General features: G+C 54.7%; 20 protein-coding genes and 2 riboswitches. Of the genes, 4 read left to right on the top strand and 16 right to left on the bottom strand.

The window, feature by feature from the left end; genetic code table 11:
- Window positions 1–331 precede the first annotated feature (331 nt).
- From I4V53_RS10825 to I4V53_RS10785, 9 genes are all read right to left on the bottom strand, one after another.
- On the bottom strand, window positions 332–1,768 hold the full coding sequence (locus tag I4V53_RS10825; RefSeq protein ID WP_195985712.1) for an N-acyl-D-amino-acid deacylase family protein: 1,437 nt from the start codon (window positions 1,766–1,768) through the stop codon (window positions 332–334).
- Between the two features lie 18 nt (window positions 1,769–1,786).
- On the bottom strand, window positions 1,787–2,662 hold the full coding sequence (locus I4V53_RS10820; protein ID WP_195985711.1) for a nucleotide-binding protein: 876 nt from the start codon (window positions 2,660–2,662) through the stop codon (window positions 1,787–1,789).
- 39 nt (window positions 2,663–2,701) lie between these two features.
- Window positions 2,702–4,021, bottom strand: coding sequence for an amidohydrolase (locus I4V53_RS10815; RefSeq protein WP_195985710.1), 1,320 nt, complete (start codon window positions 4,019–4,021; stop codon window positions 2,702–2,704).
- 8 nt (window positions 4,022–4,029) lie between these two features.
- The gene (locus I4V53_RS10810; RefSeq protein WP_195985709.1) at window positions 4,030–5,103 is read right to left on the bottom strand and encodes a polyamine ABC transporter substrate-binding protein; all 1,074 of its coding nucleotides are present in this window, start codon (window positions 5,101–5,103) and stop codon (window positions 4,030–4,032) included.
- The gene (locus I4V53_RS10805) at window positions 5,100–5,909 is read right to left on the bottom strand and encodes an ABC transporter permease (protein ID WP_195985708.1); all 810 of its coding nucleotides are present in this window, start codon (window positions 5,907–5,909) and stop codon (window positions 5,100–5,102) included. Before I4V53_RS10805 ends, I4V53_RS10810 begins: the two co-directional genes overlap by 4 nt.
- A complete protein-coding gene (locus I4V53_RS10800; RefSeq protein WP_353616514.1) occupies window positions 5,910–6,776 on the bottom strand; it encodes an ABC transporter permease in 867 nt (288 codons plus the stop codon).
- 14 nt (window positions 6,777–6,790) lie between these two features.
- Window positions 6,791–7,861 (bottom strand): ABC transporter ATP-binding protein, encoded by a 1,071-nt coding sequence (locus I4V53_RS10795; RefSeq protein ID WP_195985707.1) that lies wholly within the window; start codon window positions 7,859–7,861, stop codon window positions 6,791–6,793.
- A 346-nt stretch (window positions 7,862–8,207) separates the two neighbouring features.
- Entirely contained in the window at window positions 8,208–9,893 is a 1,686-nt protein-coding gene (ptsP, locus tag I4V53_RS10790; protein WP_195985706.1) for a phosphoenolpyruvate--protein phosphotransferase, read from the bottom strand.
- Window positions 9,894–10,054: 161 nt separating this feature from the next.
- Window positions 10,055–10,540, bottom strand: a complete 486-nt coding sequence (locus I4V53_RS10785) for a MarR family winged helix-turn-helix transcriptional regulator (RefSeq protein WP_195985705.1) — start codon at window positions 10,538–10,540, stop codon at window positions 10,055–10,057.
- 401 nt (window positions 10,541–10,941) lie between these two features.
- Between I4V53_RS10785 and I4V53_RS14210 the strand changes: the two genes are divergently transcribed.
- From I4V53_RS14210 to I4V53_RS10765, 4 genes are all read left to right on the top strand, one after another.
- Complete coding sequence (locus tag I4V53_RS14210; protein WP_195985704.1) at window positions 10,942–12,033, top strand: helix-turn-helix domain-containing protein; 1,092 nt, start codon at window positions 10,942–10,944, stop codon at window positions 12,031–12,033.
- Window positions 12,034–12,150: 117 nt separating this feature from the next.
- The gene (locus tag I4V53_RS10775) at window positions 12,151–14,454 is read left to right on the top strand and encodes an efflux RND transporter permease subunit (protein ID WP_195985703.1); all 2,304 of its coding nucleotides are present in this window, start codon (window positions 12,151–12,153) and stop codon (window positions 14,452–14,454) included.
- On the top strand, window positions 14,447–16,582 hold the full coding sequence (locus I4V53_RS10770) for a YhgE/Pip domain-containing protein (protein WP_195985702.1): 2,136 nt from the start codon (window positions 14,447–14,449) through the stop codon (window positions 16,580–16,582). The genes I4V53_RS10775 and I4V53_RS10770 overlap by 8 nt, the downstream gene beginning before the upstream one ends.
- Before the next feature lie 426 nt (window positions 16,583–17,008).
- Window positions 17,009–18,247 (top strand): AI-2E family transporter, encoded by a 1,239-nt coding sequence (locus tag I4V53_RS10765; RefSeq protein ID WP_195985701.1) that lies wholly within the window; start codon window positions 17,009–17,011, stop codon window positions 18,245–18,247.
- A gap of 42 nt (window positions 18,248–18,289) precedes the next feature.
- On the opposite strand, the gene lpdA is transcribed toward I4V53_RS10765, so the two are convergent.
- The 7 genes from lpdA to I4V53_RS10730 form a co-directional block, all read right to left on the bottom strand.
- A complete protein-coding gene (lpdA, locus tag I4V53_RS10760; RefSeq protein WP_195985700.1) occupies window positions 18,290–19,630 on the bottom strand; it encodes a dihydrolipoyl dehydrogenase in 1,341 nt (446 codons plus the stop codon).
- The gene (gene lplA, locus I4V53_RS10755) at window positions 19,630–20,625 is read right to left on the bottom strand and encodes a lipoate--protein ligase (protein WP_195985699.1); all 996 of its coding nucleotides are present in this window, start codon (window positions 20,623–20,625) and stop codon (window positions 19,630–19,632) included. The genes lpdA and lplA overlap by 1 nt, the downstream gene beginning before the upstream one ends.
- Window positions 20,618–22,054, bottom strand: a complete 1,437-nt coding sequence (gene gcvPB, locus I4V53_RS10750) for an aminomethyl-transferring glycine dehydrogenase subunit GcvPB (protein WP_195985698.1) — start codon at window positions 22,052–22,054, stop codon at window positions 20,618–20,620. Before gcvPB ends, lplA begins: the two co-directional genes overlap by 8 nt.
- Complete coding sequence (gene gcvPA / locus I4V53_RS10745) at window positions 22,051–23,367, bottom strand: aminomethyl-transferring glycine dehydrogenase subunit GcvPA (RefSeq protein ID WP_195985697.1); 1,317 nt, start codon at window positions 23,365–23,367, stop codon at window positions 22,051–22,053. Before gcvPA ends, gcvPB begins: the two co-directional genes overlap by 4 nt.
- Before the next feature lie 38 nt (window positions 23,368–23,405).
- Complete coding sequence (gene gcvH / locus I4V53_RS10740; RefSeq protein ID WP_195985696.1) at window positions 23,406–23,786, bottom strand: glycine cleavage system protein GcvH; 381 nt, start codon at window positions 23,784–23,786, stop codon at window positions 23,406–23,408.
- Between the two features lie 37 nt (window positions 23,787–23,823).
- Window positions 23,824–24,897, bottom strand: a complete 1,074-nt coding sequence (gene gcvT / locus I4V53_RS10735) for a glycine cleavage system aminomethyltransferase GcvT (RefSeq protein ID WP_195985695.1) — start codon at window positions 24,895–24,897, stop codon at window positions 23,824–23,826.
- A gap of 63 nt (window positions 24,898–24,960) precedes the next feature.
- A riboswitch (glycine riboswitch) is annotated at window positions 24,961–25,033 on the bottom strand.
- A gap of 3 nt (window positions 25,034–25,036) precedes the next feature.
- Window positions 25,037–25,119: riboswitch (glycine riboswitch) on the bottom strand.
- A gap of 150 nt (window positions 25,120–25,269) precedes the next feature.
- On the bottom strand, window positions 25,270–25,452 hold the full coding sequence (locus tag I4V53_RS10730; RefSeq protein ID WP_195985694.1) for a hypothetical protein: 183 nt from the start codon (window positions 25,450–25,452) through the stop codon (window positions 25,270–25,272).
- Window positions 25,453–25,650: the final 198 nt, after the last annotated feature.

Below are 25,650 nucleotides of genomic sequence, written 5' to 3'. Positions count from 1 at the left end.
CTTTCCTGTTGGAAAAAGCAACTGAAGAATTTGCAAACATAAGAAACCGCCGGGTGCATCCGCTTTGGATGCGCCCGGCGGTTTCCTGTTATTGAAACGCATGATCAACAAGGAATTTTTAGATGAAGCTGTTTTTTGGTATGCACCTGTGGCAAAGGGCTGCACAATAACTTTTTCGTAAAATGCACCATCCTGTACCGCTCCTGTTTAAAAGTAAAAGGCGAACACCCTGACATCCGTGCGGGTGTTCGCCTTTTATCCATGTCTGTGAAATGACCGTTCCTTGTCAGCTGCCGCGGGATTGTCAAACCAGAGTATTTTGCCTGCCGTATTACAATTCCGTTTTCCGAAAGGACGCGGCCTTAATAAGCCCTGTCTTTGCGCCGGCAGCCCTCCGACCGCCGGACCGGCTCTTCCCACTGGCCCGCAGGATTTTCCCGCTCCGAGTCTCGCAGAACACGCCGGATTCTACGGCAAATACTCCGTTGACCAGGACATGCTCAATGCCGACCGGCTTTGCGTCCGGCTGTCCGCGATCCGGAAATACCGCGGTATCCGCGATTGTCTGCGGATCAAAGATGACCAGATCGGCGTCCGCGCCCACAGCGATTCTCCCTTTATTAGGCAGTGAAAACGTCCGCGCAGGCAGCAGAGTCGCCTTGTAAATTGCGTCTCCCATGGTGAGCTCTCTCCGTTCCCGCACCATCTCCCGGATAAATTTTGGAAAGGAACCCGCGATCTGCGGGTGCCCCTCCCCCTTCCGGTATGCACCGATGTCGGTAGAAGGCATGGCATACTCCTTCCGGAGCGCTTCATAGATCTCCTCTTTTTGCCCGGTAAAGCAGATGATCGACTCATCCGGCTCCTGTTCCCGCACCTTTCGGTACAGCGACTCGTCCAGCCATTGCCCCATGTGGGGACCGGTCGCCACCAGCATGTCGCCGAAACGCAGCTCGTTGTCCCGGATGGTCTGCTCGTCAAAGGTCGCCGTACCCGCGTAGGTGGCCCATTCCGTATACAGGCCGCTGTCGACGCGGACCCAAAGGCCATCCTGCCGGGCGCGATCCACAATGTCCAGCGCCTCCCGCATAATGCCCTCCCCATACTGATACACAAAATGGGAAAACAGCAGCCGTGCGCCGGTTTTACGCGCAACATACAACATCTCATACAGGGAAGACAGATCATACAGCGTGAAAAGGCGGGTGTGCACCGGGACAATGCGCCCGAACGAAGTACTGACTTCCGCCAGCGCTTCAATTTCCTTCAGCGACGCGCCGGGCGAATAATCCAGACCAAAAGAAACCCCGCAGGCGCCATCCTGCAGAGCCTGATCCGCCATACGTTTCATCTGCGCGATCTGCGCGTCGCTCGCCTTTTCATACACGTCCTCCAGACCGACCGCCTTTCGCAGGGAAAACGAATGGCCCACCAGCTCCGCCTGGTTGACTGCAAAGCCTTTTTGCTCCTGTTCTGCAAAAAAACTTTTCATATCCACCGGGCTGAGACCGCAGTTGCCGCCTACCGTAGTCGTGATCCCCTGGCAGACGGAGAGCTCCCCTGCATAGTCGTCGCCGTCCACATGGCCGTGCACGTCGATGAAGCCTGGGGAGATGAGCAGGCCCTCCGCGCAAATCTCCCGTTTCCCACGCAAAGGTTCTTCAGAAAGCGCGGCGATGATGCCGTCTTGAATGCCAATCTGCAACGGCAAAAACGTGCGGCGCTCAGTATCCGCCACCAATCCGCCGCGGATGACAAGGTCCAGCATGGACCCACCCCCTCCCATTCAGGTATTGCCGGAATATTCCCGGTTTCGGCTTCCGCCCTGCCGGGCAAGCTCCAGGTTTTTCCACCCGCGCGCCCAGCTCCGCATTTCTTCCCCATCCAGGGGGACCGGCGTTTCTGTCGGGCCTTTCTGGATCACCCTGCGGGAAATCTCCTCAAACTGTTCTGCAATTTTCTTACAGGGGCACCGCGCGAAGAGGGTGGTGCCCGCCAGTACGGCGTTTTCCACCTCCTGGTCAAAATCCAGATAGCCAATGACCTCCACGCCGACCTGTCTGCCATAGTTCTCCAGCAACGGGCGGGCCGGATAACGGTCCGCGTAGTTGACCAGCAGACGGATGGGGATTGCACGGTTCCGCCTCGCGTACAGAATGCCGGTCATCAGGTTGTTCGCGGTAAACAGGGAGGAATAGCTCCCCGTCGTCATGATGATGCACTGATCCATAATATCGTCGCGGATGGGCAGCATGTAGCCGGTACAGGGAATTTCCCCGGAAATATCGTATAAGACATAGTCAATCCCCAGTTCTTCCAGCACGCCCTGGCTTTCCAGCAGCTCATCCACCATGCCGATCCCGCGCGCCATACACCCTGCGCCCGGCGTTACGCCGCCCAGCTCCATGCAATAGACGCCGCAGTCGCTTTGCGCGATAAACTGGCGGAGATCCACCGCATACTGCTCCCGCAGCGCTTTCAGCACCGGCGGGATATCCGCATTCTGAAGCAGCAGCAGGGTAGAACTCAGGCTGAGATCGTTCCCAATTTGCAGCACGCGATACCCCTGTCTGCACAGCGCCTCGCTTAAATTGGATACGATCACGGATTTCCCGATCCCATTTTTCCCAAGAAAACAGATTCGCTCCGCCCGCTTTCCCATTTGCCCCGCTTCCTTTCTATCGTCCGCATACACGGGAGCTTATGGCTCCTGCGTGCGGTAAAATGCTTCTACATATTCCCGGTATTCTGTCCGGGTAAACACAGGCTGGAAGTTCGCCATCACTTCCCGGGCCTGCTTTGCGCCGTCTTTCAGCAGCCGGTACACGGTCAGGGCCATCAGCTTTGCCGGCAGGATATACGCCTGATCGACGTCCGTCACGGTAAAGTCCGCGCTGTGCAGGGCCCCTGTAAAGCCGCCCATGGAGAAGTTAACCACCGGTAGCACATGCGTCAGGTCTCCCACATCCGTACAGGCCGCATTGTGCATAAAAGGCGTGACCGTTTCAAAGTCTGTTTCCGGCTCCAGCAGCTTCGCCGCTTCTATCTGCGCAGGAACCGCCGCCAGATACCGCACAGGAAGATACCCCTGTTCGTCGATGACCTCCGCCCGCGCGCCGAACGCATATGCCCCCGCCTGGAACGCACGGTTTACTTTTTCGCTGGCCCCGCGCATGGCCTCCATCGTCTTTGCCCGGACCTGCCCTTCAATCACGACCTCGTCGGGCACCACATTGGTGGCGGTCCCGCCCTTTGTCATGATAAAATGCGCGCGCACATAGTCCTGTTCCCGGAAGGTACTGCGCAGCATCCCCAGAGCGGAAAAGCCCAACGACGCGGCGTCCAGCGCGTTCACGCCCTCGTGCGGTGCAATCGCCGCGTGAGAAGCTTTCCCCAGCAGCCGGATCGTTTTGGAAATATAGCCGTTGGAGGAGGGGTTCCCCAGCAGGAATTCCCTGCCGCACGGAACCATATGCGCATGCGTGGTGAGCGCCAGGTCCACATTGTCCAACGCCCCGTTGCAGAGCAGCTCGCTTTTTCCGCAGCATGCGTGGATTTTGCTCGCCGCCAGCAGGCGGTTACGGCGCTCCGTCCCCACATGCTCTTCCGCCGGGACAGCCAGTAAATCCACCGCACCGTCCAGCGACGCAAGCACCTGCGGATCGCTCAGCGCGCAGGCCGCGCCGATTAATACAGCGAGCTGCATGTGATGGCCGCACGCGTGGGACATCCCGGTCTGCCTGTCCGCAAACGGGTGATCCTTGCAGTATATGCCGTCCAGCTCCCCGATGACACAGGCGACGGGGCCTTCGGCCTTGCCGATCCGTGCGCGGACGCCTGTCAGCGCCAGACGCTCCTCGGTTTGCAGACCCAGAGACCGCATAAACGCCGCCACACGCGCCGCTGTGCGTTCTTCACAAAATCCGGCCTCCGCCGTGTGAAACGTTTCCTCTGCGAAAAAGAGGATGTCCTCGGCCCTTTGATCGATTACCTGTAAGATCCGTCTTTCTACCGCATCCATAGGGCGCCTTATTGCTGTTTAAATTCGGTCCAAATTTTATCATAGGCCGCTGTTGTCTCGCCTACATCCTGAATGAATTCGGTGTTTTTCAGCACCTCGGAAGGAATGAACAGCGCCGCGTTGCTGGTAAAGCTTTCCGGCAGAAACTCCGCGGAAGCCTTATTGGGGCAGAGGTAATAAATCTGGCTGGAAATTTTTGCGCCTACCTCCGGATCCAGGATATAGTTGATAAAGCTGTAGGCGTTCTCCAGGTTCGGCGCCTTTGCCGGAACAATGATATTGTCGATGCCGAAGCCCATGCCCTCCTTGGGATAGACCACCTTCAGGTCGGGATTCGCTTCCACGGCCATCGCCGCCTGGGACGCAAACATATACCCCACGCTTGCCTCGCCGTTGAGGATGACGTCCTGCAGCTGGTTGACCGCCAGCGTGCGGATGTTGGGTTTCAGTTCCATCAGCTTGTTCTTGGCCTGCTCCAGCACAGCCTCGTCCGTCTCGTTAAAGGATTTCCCCATGGATTTGAGGGTCATGCCGATCAGGTTGCGACCGTCGTCCATTGCGACAATGCTGTCCGCAAGGGCGGGATTCCACAGGTCCTCGTAGCCCTGGATGTCAATATCGACCAGGCTCGGATCGTACACGATGACCGGCGTGCCGGCTGCGTACGGGATGGTATACTGGTTGTCCGGATCATAGAACTGGCCCTGGAACGCCGCGTCGATGTTGTTGTAATTTGCAATTTTAGAGGCGTCCAGCTCATGCATGATACCGCCCTTTTTGCGCGCAATATCGATGATATAATCGGACGCAATCACGATGTCGTAGTCGCCGCCGCCTGTAGCTTCCAGCTTGGTCAGCATCTCCTCATTGGACTCAAAATTGGAGATATTGATTTTCACGCCGGTCTGCTCGGTATAGCCGTCCAGCACATCCTGCGGGATGTATCCATCCCATGTAAAAATGTTGAGGTCCTTGGTCTGGCTGTCCCCCTGTCCCGCGGAGCCCGCCGGCTGGCCGCCGCAGCCTGCCAGCGTGCCGATTGCCAGGACCGCCGCCAATAACAGTGCAAATACTTTTTTCATCTTCTTTGTTCCTCCTTTGAAATGGTTCGATTCTTCCTGGTCTTCCCTACTCTACCGGAAATCAGGATCAGGATAAAGGTAAATACCAGCATTACAGTGCACAGCGCGTTGATTTCCGGGCTGACGCCCAATTTGATCTGCGAGTATATTTTGATCGGCAGAGTATTCGTCTGCGCGCCTGTAACAAAGAAACTGATGACCACGTCGTCCAGCGACATGGCAAACGCCAGCAGCGTGCCGGATGCTACCGCCGGGGCTACCAGCGGCAAGGTGATGTCAAAAAACATACGGAATTCCGACGCGCCCAAATCGCGCGCGGCCTCCCCGATGGATTTGTCAATCCCTACGAGCCGCCCCTTGACCACAATAAAAATATAGGGAATACAAAAGGTGGTGTGCGCGAGAATCAACGTCATCATGCCAAACGGCAGGTTTAAAAACGAAAAGAACGCCAGAAACACCATGCCCAGGATGATTTCCGGGATCATAATCGGCAGCATCGCCGCGTTTTCCAAAAGGCCCTTTGTCTTAAAATTGCAGCGCACCAGCCCCACCGCGCCGATGGTGCCGATGACCGCGGAAATCGCACAGCTGGAAACCGCCAGCACGATGCTGTTGCGCAGCGCTTCCATCAGGCTGCTGTTGCGCAGCATTTTGCCATACCAGTCCAGCGTGAAGCCCGCCCAGGAAACGTCGCTTTTGGAATCGTTGAACGAATAGATCACAACCATCAGCACCGGCAGGTACATCAAGACCAAAACAAATGCCAAGTACAGGCTGGAGAGATGCATTTTTTTCTGTTTCATTTAAAAGAATCCCTCCAAATCCTTGGAATGGGTCAGCTTCCGGTACAGGAAGATAATCAAAAACGTCATCAGCATCAGGACCACGGACAGCGCCGCGCCAAACGGCCAGTCGCGCGCCTGCAGCAGCTGGTTTTTGATCAGGTTGCCCACCAGCATGATTTTGCCGCCGCCCAGCAGGTCCGCCAAAAAGAACAGGCCGATGGACGGGACGAACACCAGTACAAAGCCGGAGAGCACCCCCGGCAGCGTCAGCTTCAACGTAACGGTGAAAAACGCCTTGATCCGCCCTGCCCCCAGATCCCGCGCCGCTTCCACCAGCGACCAATCCATCTTTTCCACACTGGAATAGACCGGCAGGATCATAAACGGCAGCAGCGAATACACCATACCGATCAATACCGCGCCGTATGTATATAAAATTTTAATCGGCTCGTCGACAATCCCCAGCGCCAGCAGCGCCTGATTCAGCACGCCCTTGGTCCGCAGCAGGATCATCCATCCGTAGATGCGCACCAGCGCGTTTGTCCAGAACGGCACCACAACAAGCAGCATCACAAAATTGCGCCGGTTGGGCGCGAGCTTCGCCATAAAATAGCCAAAGGGGTACCCCATCAGCGTCGTGATCAGCGTCGTCGCAAACGCCAGCTTCAGCGAATCCAAAAAGGTCTTGCCATACACCGGGTCAAACATTTTGGCATAGTTGTTCAATGTAAACTGATTGGTCACGCCCCACAGAACGTCCTTCTGCAAGAAGCTTAAAACCACAATATAAATCAGCGGGATCACTACGAAAACGATCGTGAACAGGTACAGCGGAACCGCCATGGTCCACGCCCTGTCCTTTTTCCTGCGCGCAGCTTTTTTCAAATCCGTATCCCTCCTTACAAATCCACAAAGACCGCGGCCTCCGGCTTCCAGCAGAGGTAAACGGCCTGCCCGGCGTCCACATTTGCGTGTATTCCGTGCTTGGTGGAAATCACCTGTTCCCCGTTGGGACGCTGGAAAACGATGCGGATCATCCCGCCGACATAACTGTTTTCCAAAACGGTGGCCTTCAGGTTGAAATGTTCGGACGGTTCTTCCCGCACTGTCATATTCTCGCTCTTGACGCAGAACACCGCCTTCTGTCCAGGCTGGAAGGCATGTCCGCTCGTATGGGCGACCGCTGTTTCTCCTCCCAGATCGATCACAGCCTGTTCGCCGTCCAACTCTTTTACAGTCCCTTCAAAAAGGTTTGCGGTGCCGACAAATTTTGCCACAAAGCTGGTCTTCGGATGGTCGTACACCTCCGCCGGAGTTCCGACCTGCTCGAACTGCCCATCGTTCATCACCACGATCCGATCCGACATATTAATGGCTTCCTCCTGGTCGTGCGTGATGTAAAGGAACGTAATACCCAGCTGTTTTTGCAGCTTCTTCAGCTCCTGCTGCATCTGGCGGCGCAGCTGCAAATCCAGCGCGCCCAAAGGTTCGTCCAGCAGCAGCACGCTGGGGTTGTTGATCACCGCGCGCGCAATCGCCACGCGCTGCTTCTGCCCGCCGGAAAGCTCGTTCGGCATACGCTTTTCAAAACCGGCCAGCTGCACCAGATCCAACAGCTCCAGCACGCGCTTTTTGATCTCCGGTTTCGGTACGCGCCGTAGCTTCAAGCTGTATGCTACATTGTTGAAGACATTCATATGCGGAAACAGCGCATAGTTTTGAAAAATCGTATTGACGTCACGCTTATTCGGTTCTTCGTCTGTGACGTCCTTCCCGTTTAAAAGAACCTTCCCGGTATCCGGCGTTTCCAGCCCCGCAATGATGCGCAGGGTTGTGGTTTTGCCGCAGCCGGACGAGCCCAAAAACGTGATGAACTCCCCTTTGCGGATCTCCAGGCTGATGTCCTTTAAAACCTCTGTCCCGCTGAACTGTTTGCTGATGTGGCTAAGCTCCAATATATTTTCACTCACCGCAACGCCCTCCTAACTACAAATACATAGATCGACAGCCATCGGCTTCTCCCTTTGCTCAACAAAAAAAGGCAGCAACGAAAACGTCACTGCCTTCTCCTATATGCGGTCATGCAGGATTCAACCATCCGCCTGTGCCACGACGCAGGAAATAGATAAGTGCAGCCATTAAAGAACACTTTCCACCCCGGATAATCATGGATTGCCGTCTGTCAACCTCTCCATGTACGCTGTTTTCCTTATTTATCCTGTATTATACGCACATTGCCCCCCTATGTCAAGGATTCTGGGGGATAAATGCAAAATTTCGCGGTTAAAAGCGGTTTTTGCTGGCTTTTGCCGGATTTTACAGGTTCTTTCCGTCTTCCCCGCAAAATTTGCGGAGCATCTCCTCCTGTACGGCGGCCAGCGTGGTCTTCCGCACCGCCCTGCGGATTTCCAGCACAGCGGAAGGCGCTACGGAAAGCTCATCTACACCGATGGACAGGTAGAACTGCGTCAACTGCGGATCGGAGGCCGATTCGCCGCAGATGCTTGTCCAGATGCCGTTCTTTTTGGCGTTTTCCACCGCGATGCGAATCATGCGCATCACCGCGGGGTGGTGCAGGTTGTAATACGGCGCGATTGCGGGATTATTCCGGTCCATCGCCAGGGTATACTGCGTCAGATCGTTGGTGCCGATGCTGAAAAAGTCGACGTGCCGCGCCAGCAGGTCGCTGATAATCACCGAAGCGGGCGTTTCTATCATGGCGCCCAACTCGATGCGTTCCGCCACGGGAACGCCCTCCGCCCCCAGCTCTTCCCGCGCCTGCCGGACCATCCGTTTGGCATCGAGAATCTCCTGCTCCGAGGTAATTACCGGAAACATGATTGCCACATTGCCGTAGATGGACGCCCGCAGGATCGCCCGGAGCTGCGTCATGAATACGCCCCGGCTCTGCAGGCTGGAACGGATCGCCCGGATGCCCAAAATCGGATTTTCATAGTCGCGGTACCGCCACTGGCTGGTGCCGGGCTCTTCTCCTACATCAAGCGTGCGGATGATCACACGCTTTCCCTTCATCTGCTGCAGCACCTTGCGGTACGTCTCAAACTGCCCGTCCTCCGTGGGGTTTGCATTGCTGCCCAAGTATAAAAATTCCGTGCGGAACAGGCCGATACCGTCCGCATCGTTTTCCAGCGCCAGGTCAACGTCCTCCGCATGGCCGATATTGGCATGCACGTCGATGCGATAGCCGTCCTTTGTAATGGCGGGACAGCCCTTGAGCTCGCGCAGCGCCTTCTGGTGCTCCTGGTATTTCCGTTCGCGTTCCTCATACTCGTGCAGCGCCGCCGGATCGGGGTCCAGGATCACATCGCCCCGGGAGCCGTCCACAATCACGCATTCCGCATGGATCAGCTCATCAAAGGCTTCCCCCAGGCCCACAACATAGGGAATTCCCATGGTACGCAGCAGGATGGCTGCGTGGGAATACTGGGAACCGTCCCGCGTGACAAACGCCAATGTCCTTTTTCGGTCAACCCGCACCGCCTCGCTCGGCAGCAGGTCCACTGCTGCGACAATTCCCCGGCTGCTCAGCCGTTCCAGCCGGATGGCAAACGCGGGATTGAGGTAGCGGAGCAAATGCTGAGAGATGTCCAAAATATCGTCCCCACGCGCGCGCATATATTCGTTTTCCATCTGGGAGAACAACAGATAAAACCGGTTGGAAACCATCCAGACGGCATACTCGGCGTTCACTTTATTTTGTATAATGGAATCCTTAATACTGTCAAAATAGTCGTGGTCCTCCAGCAGCATAAGATGAATCTGGAAGATCAGGGAATCCTCCTCACCAAGCTCCCGAAGGGCCTTCTGATGCAGGCCGCGCAGGGTACGCTCCGTTGCGGTGCGCGCGGCAATCAGACGGTTCACCTCCGCGTTACTATCCGTCACCGGATGCCGCAGGACCTTTTCCAGCGTCTGCTTATTGAGACTGAGTTTTCCTATTGCAATTCCCTTTGAAGCGCTGACGCCGTGGATCGTCTTCAAGCCGTCACCTCCCAAAAACCCGCTGCAGGTTTTTCCATTATAAAAGTACTTTGCCTGATTTTATCCCACTCACAAAAAAGTGTCAACCCCAATGCAGGCAAAACAGCGGCGATCCTTCCCGATGCGCCGCTGTTCTACAGAAAGTGCTTTTTCATTACAAATCATTTCTCTGTTCCGTTTACGCATGCGCCGCCGCTTTCCAAACCGGCGGATATCTCCGCCAAAATTCGGCTGAGCTCTTGCATACTGTCCACAATGGCCTCTATCTTCTTCTCTCCCATATTGTACAAACAGTCCCGGAATTGCTGTTCAATCATCTCATTGATCTGCGCGATCGCGCGCATTCCTTTATCTGTTAGCGCCAACCGGACAATCCGCTCATCCTGTGTATCCCGGCATCTCAGCAAAAAGCCGTCCTGTTCCAGCTTTTTACACATGGAGGACATATTTCCAGCGGATATTCCCATATGCTTGCCAAGGCTTCCCACGGTTTCCGGCTGTTCCGCAATACGGATTTTAAGCAATATTTGCAGCTGTGCCCGGGTTAGCCCATTCCGTTCGCTGATGGGGCGAAAAACGGCATCCATTCCATCCATAATCTGCCGTGTCAGATCCCATATTTTATTTTTAAACGTTAATATGTCCATTTTTTCCCTCCGTTCTTAATTTGTTCAAATAGTTTTAAAGTATATATAATATATTTAATATAAGCTATACTTTAAACAAGTTTGTTACGAATTTTTTAATTTTTTCCTTTTGGCATGGAAAAGTTTTCTTTGGCTGCCAGAGCACCTCCAGCTTATTACGATAGCAATCGGAACCAAGAGCAAGGAATCTGTAAAGCTATCGATTGGAAGTCCTTTGGTAGCACATCATGATATAAGGTGATCAAATGCTATTTCAAACCAATTTAGAGCGCATCTTTGAATTTTGCCGGCTCCTTTACGAAATTTCCCGCGTTCCGATTCAAATTTCTGACGCCGCGGGAACCGCATGTTTTTCCTGTCCGCGGCAATCGGAATTTCAGGATATTCAACTGAAAAGCACCGTGTTAGCAGAACTGCGCAAGAACAGCGCTTCCCAGCCAACCCTGCATACCTTTCACTCCACTCTTCTCTATTCCTTCCTGCCGTTTCCAGCGGACGGACAGGAATATTTTTTGGTTCTCGGTCCGGCTTTGCTGTGCGATCCCAGTCTATCCGCCATAAAGAGCATCGCGCCGCTGTTCACTTGCATCGATACACACCGCTTATATGCAGCTTCAAAACAAATACCGGTTTACAGCACGGCGCAGTTTCTTCGGTTTGCGCAGATGCTGTACCTGACCATCTTTCAGGAAAAGATCCATCTGTCCGAATTTTTGATCGCCAATCAGGAGCTTCTCTCCCAGGACAGCATCGACCGCGACCTGCAAGCCAACTATTTTGAGCGGCAGGAACTGACCAGCATGCCCGTTTCCTTTGAATACGAGCAGATGTTTACGGAATGTGTAAAAAACGGCGATACCGTGGAGCTGAAAAAACTGTTGGACACCTACATATCCGGCATTGCAGGAACATTCTCCTCCTCGCCTCTGCGGCAGGCGAAGGACTCCTGCATCACCATCGCGGCGCTGATTTCCCGCGCCGCAATTGCCGGCGGCCTCCGTGCAGAAAACGCCTTTCGGTTAAGCGACGTCTATGTACAGCACATGGAAAACTGCTCGGAGTTAAAAGACGTCTATACCCTTTGCGCCAAGATGGTGTTTGATCTGACAGAGCGGGTCGCTCAGGCACAGACGCAGAAAGCTTATTCATTCCCGATTTCGCAATGCATCCAGTATATCGACAATCACCTGCACCAGGAGCTTTCCCTGCAGACGCTCGCTGACGAGCTGCAGCTCAGTACGCGCTACCTTTCCCGTCTGTTCAAACAGGAAACCGGCGTCAACCTGACCGCGTACATCCAACAGGAGCGCATCCGCGAGGCGCAGAACCTGCTGCTGTTCTCCGAAAAAAGCCTTTCAGAGATCAGCAATTTTCTCTGCTTTGTCTCCCAAAGCTATTTCATCCAGATTTTCAAGCGCTATACCGGTATGACGCCGCAGCAATTTCGGAGAAGCAACCGCCGCAAATCAGCCTGCACTCGGAACAGTTCTTGATTTTGGTGGAATAAACGATATTTTATGTATTTTTATTATATACGTTTCCGTTTGTCATCCCGTATGATTGGCTTTGTTGTTAAATAAGTAACGAGATTTCTTTGGAGGCGAACCGCTTTGGATAAGAAGAAACATACATCCCACAACCTCATTGACCTGATCATCAACAGCCGCAACATCATAGAAAAGGTTTTCGCCGTCGCGGTCATTTGCAGCATTATCGCCACCTGCTTTGTCAGCGTCAACTACGATTTGAGCAAATACCTGCCCGATACTGCCCCGTCGAAACAGGGCCTGAACATCATGGAAGAGGAGTTCGGTTATCCTGGCACCGCGCGCGTCATGGTCGGCGAGGTCTCCTTATATGAAGCGAAGATGTACAAGGACCGCATCAGTAACATTGACGGCGTAAACATGGTAACCTGGGCGGATACCGCCACAGACGTTTACCAATCCCATCTGTTTATCGACTACGACAACATTGAAGATTACTATAAGGACGGCTATGCCGTTATGGACATCATCTTCGACGATGGGGACTCCGATCCCTCCACCCGCCAGGCGATCAACGAGATTGAAAAAGTCACCGGAGACAAGGGCTACCTGATGGGCGCAGCGGTACAGGACAAATCGCTGGATGAGACCCTGACCCGTGAAATCGCCATCGCTATGGCAATGGGCGTCGTCATGATTGCCGTCATCCTGTGTTTAACAACCACCTCCTGGTTTGAACCGTTTTTGTTCCTGTTTATCATGGGCGTGGCAATCATTATTAACATGGGCACCAACCTGATTCTTGGAGAAGTTTCGTTCATGACCTTCAGCGTGGCCTCCATTCTACAGCTGGCCATTGCCATGGACTACTCCGTTTTCCTGCTGCATTCCTTTACCCGCGAGCGGGAATCCGGACTGGAGCCGGTGCAGGCGGTGGCAAACGCGCTGCGCAGTTCCGTTACATCCATCCTGTCCAGCGGTGCGACCACCATCGTGGGGTTCCTGGTTCTGATGCTGATGCAGTTTAAAATTGGGTTTGACCTCGGCTTTGTTCTGGCAAAGGGCATTGTCATCAGCCTGCTGACTGTCCTGCTTCTGATGCCGGCGCTGCTGCTCCGCTGGGGCGATAAAATTGAGAAGACGGAACACCGTTCCTTTATGCCATCCTTCCATGGATTGGGAAAGTTTGTTTTTAAAATCCGGTATGGCGTGTTAGCTGTCACCGCCATCCTTGTCATTCCCGCTTTTACCGCGCAAAACATGAACGCCTTCAGTTATGGCAACAGCGCGCTGGGGTCCAGTCCCGGCACCAAGGTGTATGAGGATGAGCAGGCAATCAACGCACGCTTTGGGCGCAGCAACCTGATTCTGGCGTTGATTCCCAACACCAATAATGTGACCGAGCGGGAACTGACTCACACCTTGGAGGACCTGAACTATACCAAATCGGTGACTTCCCTCTCCGGCACACTGCCGGAGGGCATTCCAGAAAGCTTTCTTCCGGAATCCCTGACGGGCCAGCTTCACACGGACGACTACAGCCGCATGTTAATTTACATCCGCACCAAGGATGAGAGTGATCTCTCCTTCCAATGCGCCGATGAAATCCGCTCCATCGTGCAGTCGTACTATCCGGAGGATTCGTACATCGTGGGCATGACCCCTTCCACGCAGGATATCAAGTCCATCATTACAACGGATTACAGTTATGTCAACATTCTGTCCCTGCTGGGCGTCGCCATCGTCATTCTGTTCACCTTCCACTCCGCAATCATCCCCATCGTGGTGATGATCCCCATTGAAGTTGCGATCTTCTTTAATATGGCGCTGCCGTACTTTACCGGTGATACCATGATTTACATGGGATATATCATTGTGAGCTGCCTGCAGCTGGGCGCTACTGTGGACTACTCAATCCTGATGAGTAACAATTATCTGGACGCCCGCACAGACATGAACAAAAAAGAAGCCGCTATCCAGGCGATTTCACAGAGCGCACTGTCCATCCTGACCTCGGGCTCCATTCTGACCATCGTCGGATACGGCCTGTACTTTATCTCTACCGTTTCCGCCATCGCGGACATGGGGCATCTGGTTGGCCGCGGCGCGCTGCTCAGCCTGCTGCTGGTTCTGTTCCTGCTCCCCGTGCTGCTCGTTATGAGCGATAAGATCATCTTTAACCAGATACGCCGGCGGAAACACGCGGAAAAGCTCCGTCAGGCAAAGCTGAAGCAGGTCCAGCTCTCCATGCGGCAAAAGCGGAAACTGCGCCGCCGGAAGCTGCGCAAGGCCCTGCGTTACCGCAAACGGAAGGCCTGGATGGAACAACGGAAAAAGAAACATGAAAAGATCGAGGAAGAAAAAATAGATATCAACACTCTGGCCGGAACGCCGGAGGAGGAGAAGGAGGACACAGACCATGAATAAAAACAAACGCTTTCTTTCCCTTTTGCTGGCTTTCTCCCTGCTGCTGCCGCTGGCCGTGCCCGCTGCCAGCGCGGCGGAAATCCCCGTCACCACGGATGAAGCAGTTTACGTCAATCTGGATTATTACGGCGCGATCACGGACACCAGTATCGTCAAAGGCTGCAGCCTGAACGGCAACAGGGAATTCTTCGACTACGGCGCCTATCAAAAGGTAAACAACATGTCCGGCTACGACCAGCCGGAGCTCACCAAAGAAGGCGTCAAATGGAAGCTGTCCGACAACGTCAGCGACCATTTCTTCTACGAATGCACGCCGGAGGAAAACAGCATCGTCCTACCGTGGAATTTTAATGTCACTTACAAACTGAACGGCGTTCCGGCAAAAGCGGAAAGCCTTGCCGGTGCGTCCGGTATGGTGGAAATGCAGATTGAATGCATCCCCAACGAAAAAGCCGGCGCCTACTACCGCAACAACATGCTGCTGCAAGCCGCAACCATGGTCAATGTGGAGGACGTTCTCAGCATCGAAGCGCCCGGATCACAGACGCAGTCCATCGGCACCTATAAAGCGATTATTTTCGCGGCGCTGCCCGGTGAGCACACCACATTTACGATCCGCATCGGTACGGAAAATTTTGAAAGCTCCGGAATCATCTTGATGATGATCCCCGGCACGCTGGAACAGATGAAAAATATTAAAAAGCTGAAGGAAGCCAAAGATGTGATCGGCGACTCCGCGGATGCTATTTATGACAATCTGGACAGCATTCTGGGCGTATTGGATGACATGTCCGGCAGTCTGAAGCTGACCCAACAGGGGCTGAAAGACTTGCAGCAGGCCCGCAACTCCATTCACTCGGCCAAGGATGGGTTATACGGCAGCGCGGACGGTTCTTTGGAGGACCTGAACAGGCTTGCCCAGTCCATTACCACACTTGTTCCCCATTTTAAAAATGGAGAAACCATGGTCGGCGAAGTTTCTGACAACGTCAATGCAATGGTCAAAGAGGTAGATGCGCTGCAACCCGATCTGGCGGAGCTGAAAAAATCCCTTACACGGCTGCAAAGCAGCCTGGAAGACCTGGAACACGCGATCAACGATTCTTCCATCAGCAACAAACAGTTGTCCTCCGCGCAGGATGCTATCGACGGCCTGAGCGACGCCCTTTCCCCCTTACAGAACGATATCAAGGCTTTTAAGGATGCAATCAAAAATCAGACGGACCCACTGAGCGCACTGCTGACGACCTTGCAGGACGCGCGTACACAGCTGAACCAGACCATTGAAGAACTGACCCAACAGGGCGCGTCCGACACCGTCCTTGCGCCGCTGAAAAAATACCGGGACAGACTGGATGAAACGATTGCCGCACTGGAACAGGCCGGCAAGAAGCTATCCGATATTTTAGGCAATACCAGCAGCGCGATCGGCGCGCTGGACGACCTTGGGTCTTCCGCAAACAAGCTGCTGGAAAGCCTGAAGGGGCTTTCCGATCTGGATTCCGCGGCTGATCTGGCGGCAGAGCTGAACCGGGCCAGCATCCCCCTGAAAAGCAGTATCGATACCTGCTCCTCCCTCATTACCACATTGGATGATTTGAACGCCACGCTAAACAAGTATAAAGATGGAACAGTCAGCCTTCTCTCCGACAGCGCCGTACTGACTCAGCAGCTCTCCTCCACTCTGGAAAGCACCGCCTCGTTCCTGAAGGACCTGGAAAGCACACTGCAAAACAGCGGGGACAGCCTGAACGACGGGACCAAACAAACTCTGGATGGATTGATCGACGTTCTATCCAAAGCATTGGACAGCTCCGACAACACCTCGGACCTTCAGGATGCGAACACCACTATTAAAGACACCATTGATGAGCAAGTCGACAAATACGAAGACGAAACCAAACTGCTGGATTTGGATGCCGAACAGGAGATGGTTTCCTTTACCTCCGGCAAGAATCCAACGCCCTCCAGCATCCAGATTATCCTGCGCACAGAGGAAATCCAGGTGGACGACGAAGCCGTGCCGGAAACCGACCTGGAACAACCTGCGGAAGAAGTCGGCGTCTGGGACCGAATCGTCAATCTCTTTAAAAGTATTTGGAATTCAATTACATCCCTGTTTCAATAAGTACACAAAATCCATAGCGATTGCTTTACGGCATTCCAAACCATAACCAAATTGCATTTAAAAGACAGCACTCAATCGATTTTTGGGTGCTGTCTTTTTGCGCCGTCTGCATGGAAGCAGACGCAGAACAGATTGTCGAGAAGCACAGGAACACGGTGCGTAAAACAAAGGAACTGTGACCGTCTTCTTTGCCAAAGCTGCATAAACTTTTTGAAACAGCACAGGCTATTGGCAGGTTTTTGCATTTAAACGCCGTCATAAAACACATGCACTTCCTATCAACCTGCTGTGTTCTTTCTCATATCGTCAGGATAATTTTGTATCCTGCGGTACATTCTTCCTTTACTTCCCCCGCGGCGGGTTATATAATAGCAGTAATGCGATTGAAAACGGCCGTGTTTTTGAAACGGCCTGAGGGAGTATGATATGAAAATAAAAGAATTGATCCGCGGGCAAACCTCCATGAAGCGGGCGATCCTGCTCATCACTTACACGGTTCTGTTAATCTTTGCCCTGTTCAATCTGGACAAGCTGCTGGGCACGCTTCTCTTCGTATTTTCTATGGCGACGCCGTTCTTTATCGGCATCGCCATTGCCTTTGTTGTCAATGTATTTTTAAAGTTTTATGAAGAAAAGGTCTTTGCTTTTTTAAACAGGCGGAACAGCAAAATTTGGAATAAATGCAGGCGCGCCGTCTGTGTGGTGCTGTCTTTTCTGACGTTGATTCTGATATTGGGCGCGATCATCCTGTTTGTCATTCCGGAACTGGCTTCCTCCCTGCAGGTTTTAGTCAACAGCGCACCGACTTATATCAACCGCCTGTCCAACGAGATCATCAAATTCCTGCAAAAGCATAACATCACGCAGGAGCAGATCAATTCCATCAAAATCGACTGGCCTTCCGTGCTCTCCAAGGTCACGCAGGTCACGACCGACTTCATGGGGTCCATCTTCAGCATCACGGCAAGCGTGGCCAACGGTGTGTTCACCATGGCGATGAGCTTTATTTTCTGCATGTATATGCTCTTCGGCAAAGAAAAGCTGATCGCCAATCTCAAACGCCTGCTTTACGCGTTTCTGCCGAATCGGGTTGCCAAGCGCACCATCGAGGTTTCCGCGCTTTCCAACCGTATCTTTTCCAATTTTGTCCGCGGACAGCTGACAGAATCCTGCATCTGGTTTTTCCTGGTGTATATCGGTATGAATCTCCTTCATCTTCCGTATACGATTCTGATCAGCTGCATCGTCGCACTGTGCAGTCTGATTCCGATTATCGGACCCTACATTTCCATGTTCACAGCCGGATTTATCCTCCTTCTGGTCAATCCCTGGTACACGCTGTATTACATTGTATTTTTCCTGATCCTGCAGCAAATCGAGGGCAACCTGATTTACCCGCGCGTAGTGGGTACGTCCATCGGCCTGCCGCCCATCTGGGTTTTGCTATCCATTATCCTATGCGGCAACCTGTTCGGCATCCTCGGCATCCTGCTGGGTATCCCGGTCTTTTCCATCCTGTACACGCTGCTGCGCGATTCGACGCGCCGCCGCCTCCGCGCCAAGCATTTGACGCGGGACCAGGTGATGCAGAACACACCGGATAAGCCGGAATCGGATGAAGAACCCGCCGATCCTCCCATTCAACTGAACAAAGAACCCACATAAATGAAAAGACGCCGGACCCAATGTGGTCCGGCGTCTTTTCATTTATGCCAATATCGTTTCGCTGACAGTCGGATGCGGGTACACCGACCGCATCATCGCTTCCTCCGTTAGCCCCGCCGACACCGCCGTCGTGAGGCCTCCGATCATTTCCGACGCATGGGGACACATGAGCTGCGCGCCAAGCAGCACGCGGCTTTCCGTGTCAAACACCAGCTTTACAAATCCCCTGTCAGCTCCGTCAATGACTGCTTTTCCGTTTGCAGAGGTTAAAGATTTTTTGACGGATACCGCGCGCCCCGCGGCTTTCGCTTCGTCCGCTGTGATCCCCACCGCGGCGATCTCCGGTTCTGTAAAAATGCAGGACGGGATGGCGCGCAGGTCCTTTCCCTCTTTTTCCGCAAACATAGTACGGACCACGTTTTTCGCCTGCGCCTCCGCGGCGTGCGCCAGCTGAATGCCGCCCTGCACAACGTCGCCGATGGCGTAAATACCCGGAACCCGCGTCTCATATCGCTCAGTTACAGGGATGTATCCCCGCTCTCCACAGAGCGCCAGCCCGTCCGCACAGAGTTCCTGCGTGTTCGGCGCCCGCCCGGTACAGATAAGTACGCAGTCCGCCCGTACTTCCTGCGCCTGTTCTTTTTCCGTATAGCGGCAGAGCAGGCCAGAGGACTCAGAGACAATCTCCTGTACAAATGCATTGGCATGCACCTGCACGCCGCGTTTCTTAAAGATCATTGCAAGATTCTGTGCAATTTCCCGGTCCATCGCCGGCAGGATTCTGGGCATTGCCTCCAGAATCGTTACCTCACAGCCCAGGGAGCGGTATATCTGCGCGAATTCCACACCAATGACGCCGCCGCCGATGACTGCCAGCCGCTTGCAGTCCACGCCGCCCTCCAGCATTTCATCGCTGGTGACAACGCCGGGCAATTCCAGACCGGGAATCGGCGGGCGGGCCGGTTTGGAACCCACCGCGACCAGGATGCGCCCCGCCTCGAAATACTCTTCTCCCACACGCACCGTATTCGGTGATTCTATCACAGCCGTTCCGTGCAGCACGGTCACTTTTGCCTTTTTCAATAACAATTCAATTCCGCCGCGAAGCTGCGCTGTCACTTCCTGTACGTGACGGTGCATCTCTTCCATATTATAACTGACGCCGGAAACGGAGATTCCCAGCGCTTCACTGTCCTTCGCTTCCCGGTACACCCGCGCCGCCCGCAACAGAGCCTTTGTCGGGATACACCCCCGGTTCAGGCAGGTACCGCCTACTTCGCGTTTCTCTGCAATTGCGACCCGTTTTCCCAGGCTGGCGGCTTCCAATGCCGCCACATAGCCGCCGGGCCCGGCGCCAATCACGATCAAATCAAATTGGTTCATTACGTCAACTCCTCCAGCAGCGCGCCGCAGTCGCGCCGCATCTGCTCCTGTTCCGCGTTGTCCACCGGCAGTCCCCGGATTGCCTGCTCCAAGTCCTTTTTTGAAAAAACCGTTTCAAGCAGTGCATTGCGCAGGGACTGTGCAAAAAAGACGTCCATTGCGTCCGTATAGACGGCGGCATCCTTTACAATTCCACCGGAGACCAGCAGCTTCCACTCCATACCGCCCCAGGGGAACCGGCGTTTCAGCTCGCAGGAAAAATCCGGCTCCTTGCCAATGCGCCACTCCCAGGAAGCAAATTTCTCCGTCAGGCGCGCCCATTCCACACGGTCTACCCCTGACAGGGGCAGGCATTCCGGCGTATGTCCGTAAACCGTTTCAAAGGCGGAGCGGAGCGCGGTTTTCATCTTTTCTATCGTGAGTTCCGGACACAATTCCTTTAGATTGACCACACGCCCTTTGACCGACTGCACCCCCTTGGCCTGCAACTTTTCTTCCGGGACCGAGAGATACTGCGACATCTGTTCTGTGTCCACGTCGATCAGGATCGTGCCGTGGTGGTAACACCGTGTGCCAGAGCGGTAAAATGCGTTACCGGAGAACTTTTTTCCATCCACAGTCAAATCGTTGCGCCCCGTCTTTTCCGCATGGATCCCCAGCATTTGCACCGCGCGCAGGATTACCTCCAGCTGGCGGTCCACATGATACTCCTGCCGGTGGGCCAAAAATGTAAAATTCAGGTTTCCTAAATCATGAAAGACCGCGCCGCCGCCGGACAGGCGGCGGGCCAGATGCCCGCCGTCCTCCTCCAGCTTTTCCACACGGCACTCCCTGCGGCAGTTTTGGTTGCGGCCGATCACCACCGTCCGGCGGTTCTGCCACAGATACAGCATGCAGGAGCCGGGCTTCACCGTGTTGAGCAGGTATTCTTCCAACGCCAGGTTCTCATAAGGATTCGTCCCGGCAGTTTCCACGTATTGCAGCCGATTAATCATTGAAAACAGCCCGCAGCTTCGGGTTGCGCGCCGCCGCCACCTCGTCCGGCCGGCCGACCGGCGTGGTAACCGGCGCGTTATGCAGCGCCTCCGGATCGCTATGCGCCTTTTCCAGGATTTCCGCGATGACGCCCGCAGCCCAGTCCAGCGTCTCCTTGGATTCCGTCTCCGTCGGTTCCAGCATCAGCGCCTCATGGACAATCAGCGGAAAATACATGGTGGGCGGATGCATTCCGTAATCCAGCATGGACTTCGCTACGTCCATAGCGGATACGCCGGTTTCCTTTTTCAGCTTTTCCAATGTAAGGACAAACTCATGCATGCAGACGCCTTCGTTCGCCACCTCGCAATGCGGTTCCAGCAGCTTCTTCAAATAGTTTGCGTTCAGGACGGCCATCTGGGACGCATCGCGCATCCCATCCTCCCCCAGCACCAGCATGTAGCACAGAGCCCGCACCACCACCAGGAAATTGCCGTAAAACGCCTTGACACTGCCAATGGTCTGCGCCGCATCCTCAAAGGCGTAGGATTCACCCTGACGCACCACATGGCGGTTCGGCAGGAACGGCGCGAGCAAGCTTTTGGCGCCCACCGCACCGGAGCCCGGTCCGCCGCCGCCGTGCGGGGTGGAAAAGGTCTTATGCAGATTCAAATGCACCACGTCGAACCCCATATCGCCCGGGCGCGCCACACCCATGACCGCGTTTAAATTCGCCCCGTCGTAGTAATTCAGACCGCCCGCCTCGTGTACAATTTGGGTGATCTCCAGAATATTTTTATCAAAGAGCCCCAAGGTATTGGGATTGGTCAGCATCAGTCCCGCGGTATCCGGCCCCACCGCCGCGCGGAGTTTTTCCAAATCCACGCAGCCATCCGCGCCGGAGGGAATGTTCACCACGGTAAAGCCCGTCATTGATGCGGATGCGGGATTGGTGCCGTGCGCCGAATCCGGCACAATGATCTTCGTGCGCCGGGCGTCGCCGCGCGCACGGTGATACGCCTTAATCAGCAGAAGTCCTGTCAGTTCGCCGTGTGCGCCCGCCGCCGGCTGAAACGTCATGGTATCCATGCCCGTCACCTTGCAGAGGATTTCCTCCGCCTTCGCCAGCACCTCCAGACTTCCCTGAACCGTATGCTCCGGCTGGAGCGGATGCACGCCGGTAAAACCCGCCAGCCCGGCCATCTCCTCATTCAGCGCGGGATTGTATTTCATTGTGCAGGAGCCGAGGGGGTAAAATCCGTCGTTCACGCCGTGCACACATTTTGCCAGTTCTGTATAGTGGCGGCTGATATCCGTTTCGGAAAGCTCCGGCAGGTGCAGCAGCGCTTTCCGCGCAAACGCTTCCGGAAGCGCCGCCATGGGGACGTCGCAGTCCGGCAGAAGCGTACAGGCCCTTCCCGGAACGCTCTTTTCAAAAATCAGTTTCATACGCTCGCCGCCTCCTTCAGCAATGCGACCAGCCGGTCCATCTGTTCCTTCGTATTCTTTTCGGTTGCACACCAGAGGATGTCATTTTCCACCGGCAGGCCGCCCAGAATATCATTTTTCTCCAGCACTGCGAGCAACTGCTCCGCCGGAATCGAGGTCTTTGTGATAAACTCATGGAAAAATTCCGCGTCGTACGCCAGCGAGAAGCCGGAAATCGCGCAAATCTGCTCTGCCAGGTAATGCGCCTTGGAATAGCAAAGCGCTGCCGCCTTCTGCACCCCCGCGGGGCCCATCGCCGCCATATAAACAGAAGCCGTCATGGCGCAAAGCGCCTCGTTAGAACAGATATTGGAGGACGCCTTCTCCCGGCGGATATGCTGCTCGCGCGCCTGCAACGTCAGCACATAGCAGCGCCGGCCCGCCGCATCCGCCGTCTCGCCCACAATGCGGCCCGGCAGCTTGCGGAACAACTCTTTGGTGCAGGCCATAAAGCCCAGGTACGGTCCGCCGAACGAAAGCGGCATGCCCAGCGGCTGGCCTTCTCCCACAGCAATATCCGCGCCGCATTCGCGCGGGGTTCTCAAGACCGCGGCGGCAATCGGATTGACGCCCATGATGAACTTTGCACCGGCAGCATGCACCAGTTCTCCCAGCGCTTCCGCATCCTCAATTAAACCGTTGAAATTGGGCTGCTGCATGTAGAAACAGGCGTCCGTATTGCGGAGGAGTTCTCGCAGCGCCTCCAGATCCGTCGCACCGTCCTTTGCGGGAACCAGAACCGCCTCCGCGTCCGCTCCTTTACAGTAGGTCAGGATGGTCTGAACGACCATCGGATGCGCGGAAGCAGAAATCAACACGCGGCTGCGCTTGCGGTCGCGGCACATCGCAGCGGCCTCCGCGGCGGCGCACGCGCCGTCATATACCGAAGCATTGGAGGCGTCCATGCCGGTCAGCTCGCAGATCATCGTCTGGTATTCAAAAATGGACTGGAGGATGCCTTGGCTGATCTCCGCCTGGTACGGCGTATAGGCCGTCAAAAACTCCTCTTTGGAGGTCACACGGCGGACAATCGCCGGGATATAGTGATCATACGCGCCCGCGCCGCGAAAAACAGAACCGAAGACATGATTTTTTTCCGCCAGTTTTTGGATGGCGGCGGAAACTTCCAGCTCTGACCGTCCCTTTTCCAGCTGTAAATCCGGCAGGCGGATGGACGCCGGGACATCCGCGTAAAGATCCTCCAGAGAGGAAACGCCGACTGTCCGCAACATTTCCTGCCGCTGCGCTGCGGTGGATGGAATATAGCTTCCCATGATACACATTCCTTTCTTTATGTACTGGAACGACAGAATCAGTCCTGTTCCTCACAGAAAGCCTGGTACGCCTCGGCGTCCATCAGCTCGCCATACTCCGTAATATCGGCCACTTCAATGAACCACGCGCCGTACGGGTCCTGGTTGATCGCTTCCGGCGCGTCCAGCAGGTCCGCATTGATCGCGGCGACTGTTCCCGTCACCGGGCTGTAAATGTCGGAAACCGCCTTTACGCTCTCCACATCGGCAAAGCTTTCCCCAACGGCAACCGAATCGCCTTCTTCCGGCAGGTTGACAAACACCAAATCGCCCAATTGATCTTGCGCAAAGTCCGTCAGGCCGATTCGGGCAGTTGTATCGCCTGTTTTTTCCACCCATTCGTGGGAATCCAGATACAGCAGATTTTCAGGAATATTCATATGAAAGTCCTCCAGTTCAATCATTTTATTCTATTTGTTATGCTCTTTTGTAAAACGGCAGAGGCACGACCTCCGCCGCAATCCGGCGGCCCCGCACAGATACCTCCACCTGTGTTCCAACCGCCGCATTTGCCCTGTCAAGATACGCCATGGCATAACCGGCGCCCAGATAGGGACAGTGCGTACCGGACGTCGTCTTTCCGACTTCTGTTTCCCCGATATAAACGGATTCATGCTCGCGGATAATCCCGCGGCCCGTAACCTTCAGCCCCACACGGACGCGTGCCGACTCTCCCCGCGCGGCCAGCGCACTTTTCCCGATAAAGTCCGGCTTTTCCAGTTTGACGGCAAAGCCCAAGCCGGCGGAAATCGGGTCCGTCTCGTCGTCCAGCTCATGGCCGTACAGCGGCATTGCCGCTTCCAAACGCAACGTGTCGCGTGCACCCAGGCCGCACGGGACCGCGCCTTCCCGGTACAGGGCATCCCAAACGGCGACCGCACCGGACGGGTCCATATACAGCTCGTATCCGAATTCGCCTGTATAGCCAGTGCGGGAGATCATGCAGTCGACCCCTGCGACGGAAACATGCTCTACAAAGGAGTAATACTTTTTCGGCAGCGCTTCCTCCGGCACAAATTTGGTAATAATCGCCTTGGCATCCGGTCCCTGCAGGGCAATCTGCGCCGTCCGGTCGGAAATGTCCTCTAAAGCTGCCTCTCCATGCAGATGGCCGCGCAGCCAGCTTACGTCCTTTTCCGTATTGGACGCGTTAAGCACCAGGAAAAAACGCTCTTCTCCACATCGGTATACGATCAGGTCGTCAACCACACCGCCCCGCTCGTTCAGCATCAGGGTATAGCGCGCGCCGCCGATAGGCATCCCTGAGAAATCATTGGAAAGGATGGTATTGAGGTTCTTTTCCGCGTCAGGGCCTTCCAGAACGGCCTCCCCCATGTGGGATACATCAAATAGCCCGGCATGCTCCCGCACCGCCATATGTTCTGCGATGACGCCGGTTTTGTACTGGACCGGCAGCAGGAATCCTGCAAAGGGAACCACCCGTCCCCCCAACTCCACGTGCCGTTCATAAAGGGGCGTTTTCTTCTCCATAATGGACCTCCTTCTTTTCCGGGCAAAATCGGACAAAAAAACGGGGCGCACAAAAACTGTGCGCCCCGTCATATAACCTGAAAGATTCTCCCGGATTGGGATTGCTTCTTCGGTGCCGCGATGCGGCTTTTCGGAGTTTTGTCCGATACCGGTCCTTTTGCCTGAGAGTTTTTTGCATAGCCCCTTCGGCGCCGCGTCAACGGTCTCTCCCGGTATCTTCACCCAGATATTCTATTTGCTTCAAGTATAGGAAAAAATTCCTATTAAGTCAAGTGCTATCCGGAAGTTTTTCAAAAAAGCCGCGGCGGCGCCGTTTCTGCAATACATCTTATGCGGCGCCGCTCTCAATCATGCAGCATGATTCGATTGCGCTTAATACCAGGAGTTGCCACAGCCACAACCGCAGCCCGATCTGGAACCACAGCCGCAGCCTGCATTTGCACCGCAGCCACAGCCCCAGTTGGAACCGCAGCCACAGCCGCTAGCGTTGGCAACAGCGTTTTCCGCAACGGCGGCAGCGCACCCACACCCGCTGCCTACCGCATCCACAGCCATACCACAGCCCCCTGCCGCAGGTACATAATCCTGCAGAACAGCGACCCCGCCGTTTCCTCCATAGCATCCTCTGTTTCCGCATCCACACCAATTGTTGTTGCAACACATCAACGATCCCTCCATTATTATTTTTCTCGGGGTTGTCCCCGCCTTATAAACTATGCCAATGTGGACAGGATTGTGACAAATCGATTCCAT

It is taken from the genome of Clostridium sp. D33t1_170424_F3, assembly GCF_015667585.1.
Lineage (GTDB): Bacteria > Bacillota > Clostridia > Oscillospirales > Acutalibacteraceae > Anaeromassilibacillus.
This window is presented reverse-complemented; position numbering and strand designations above follow the sequence as displayed.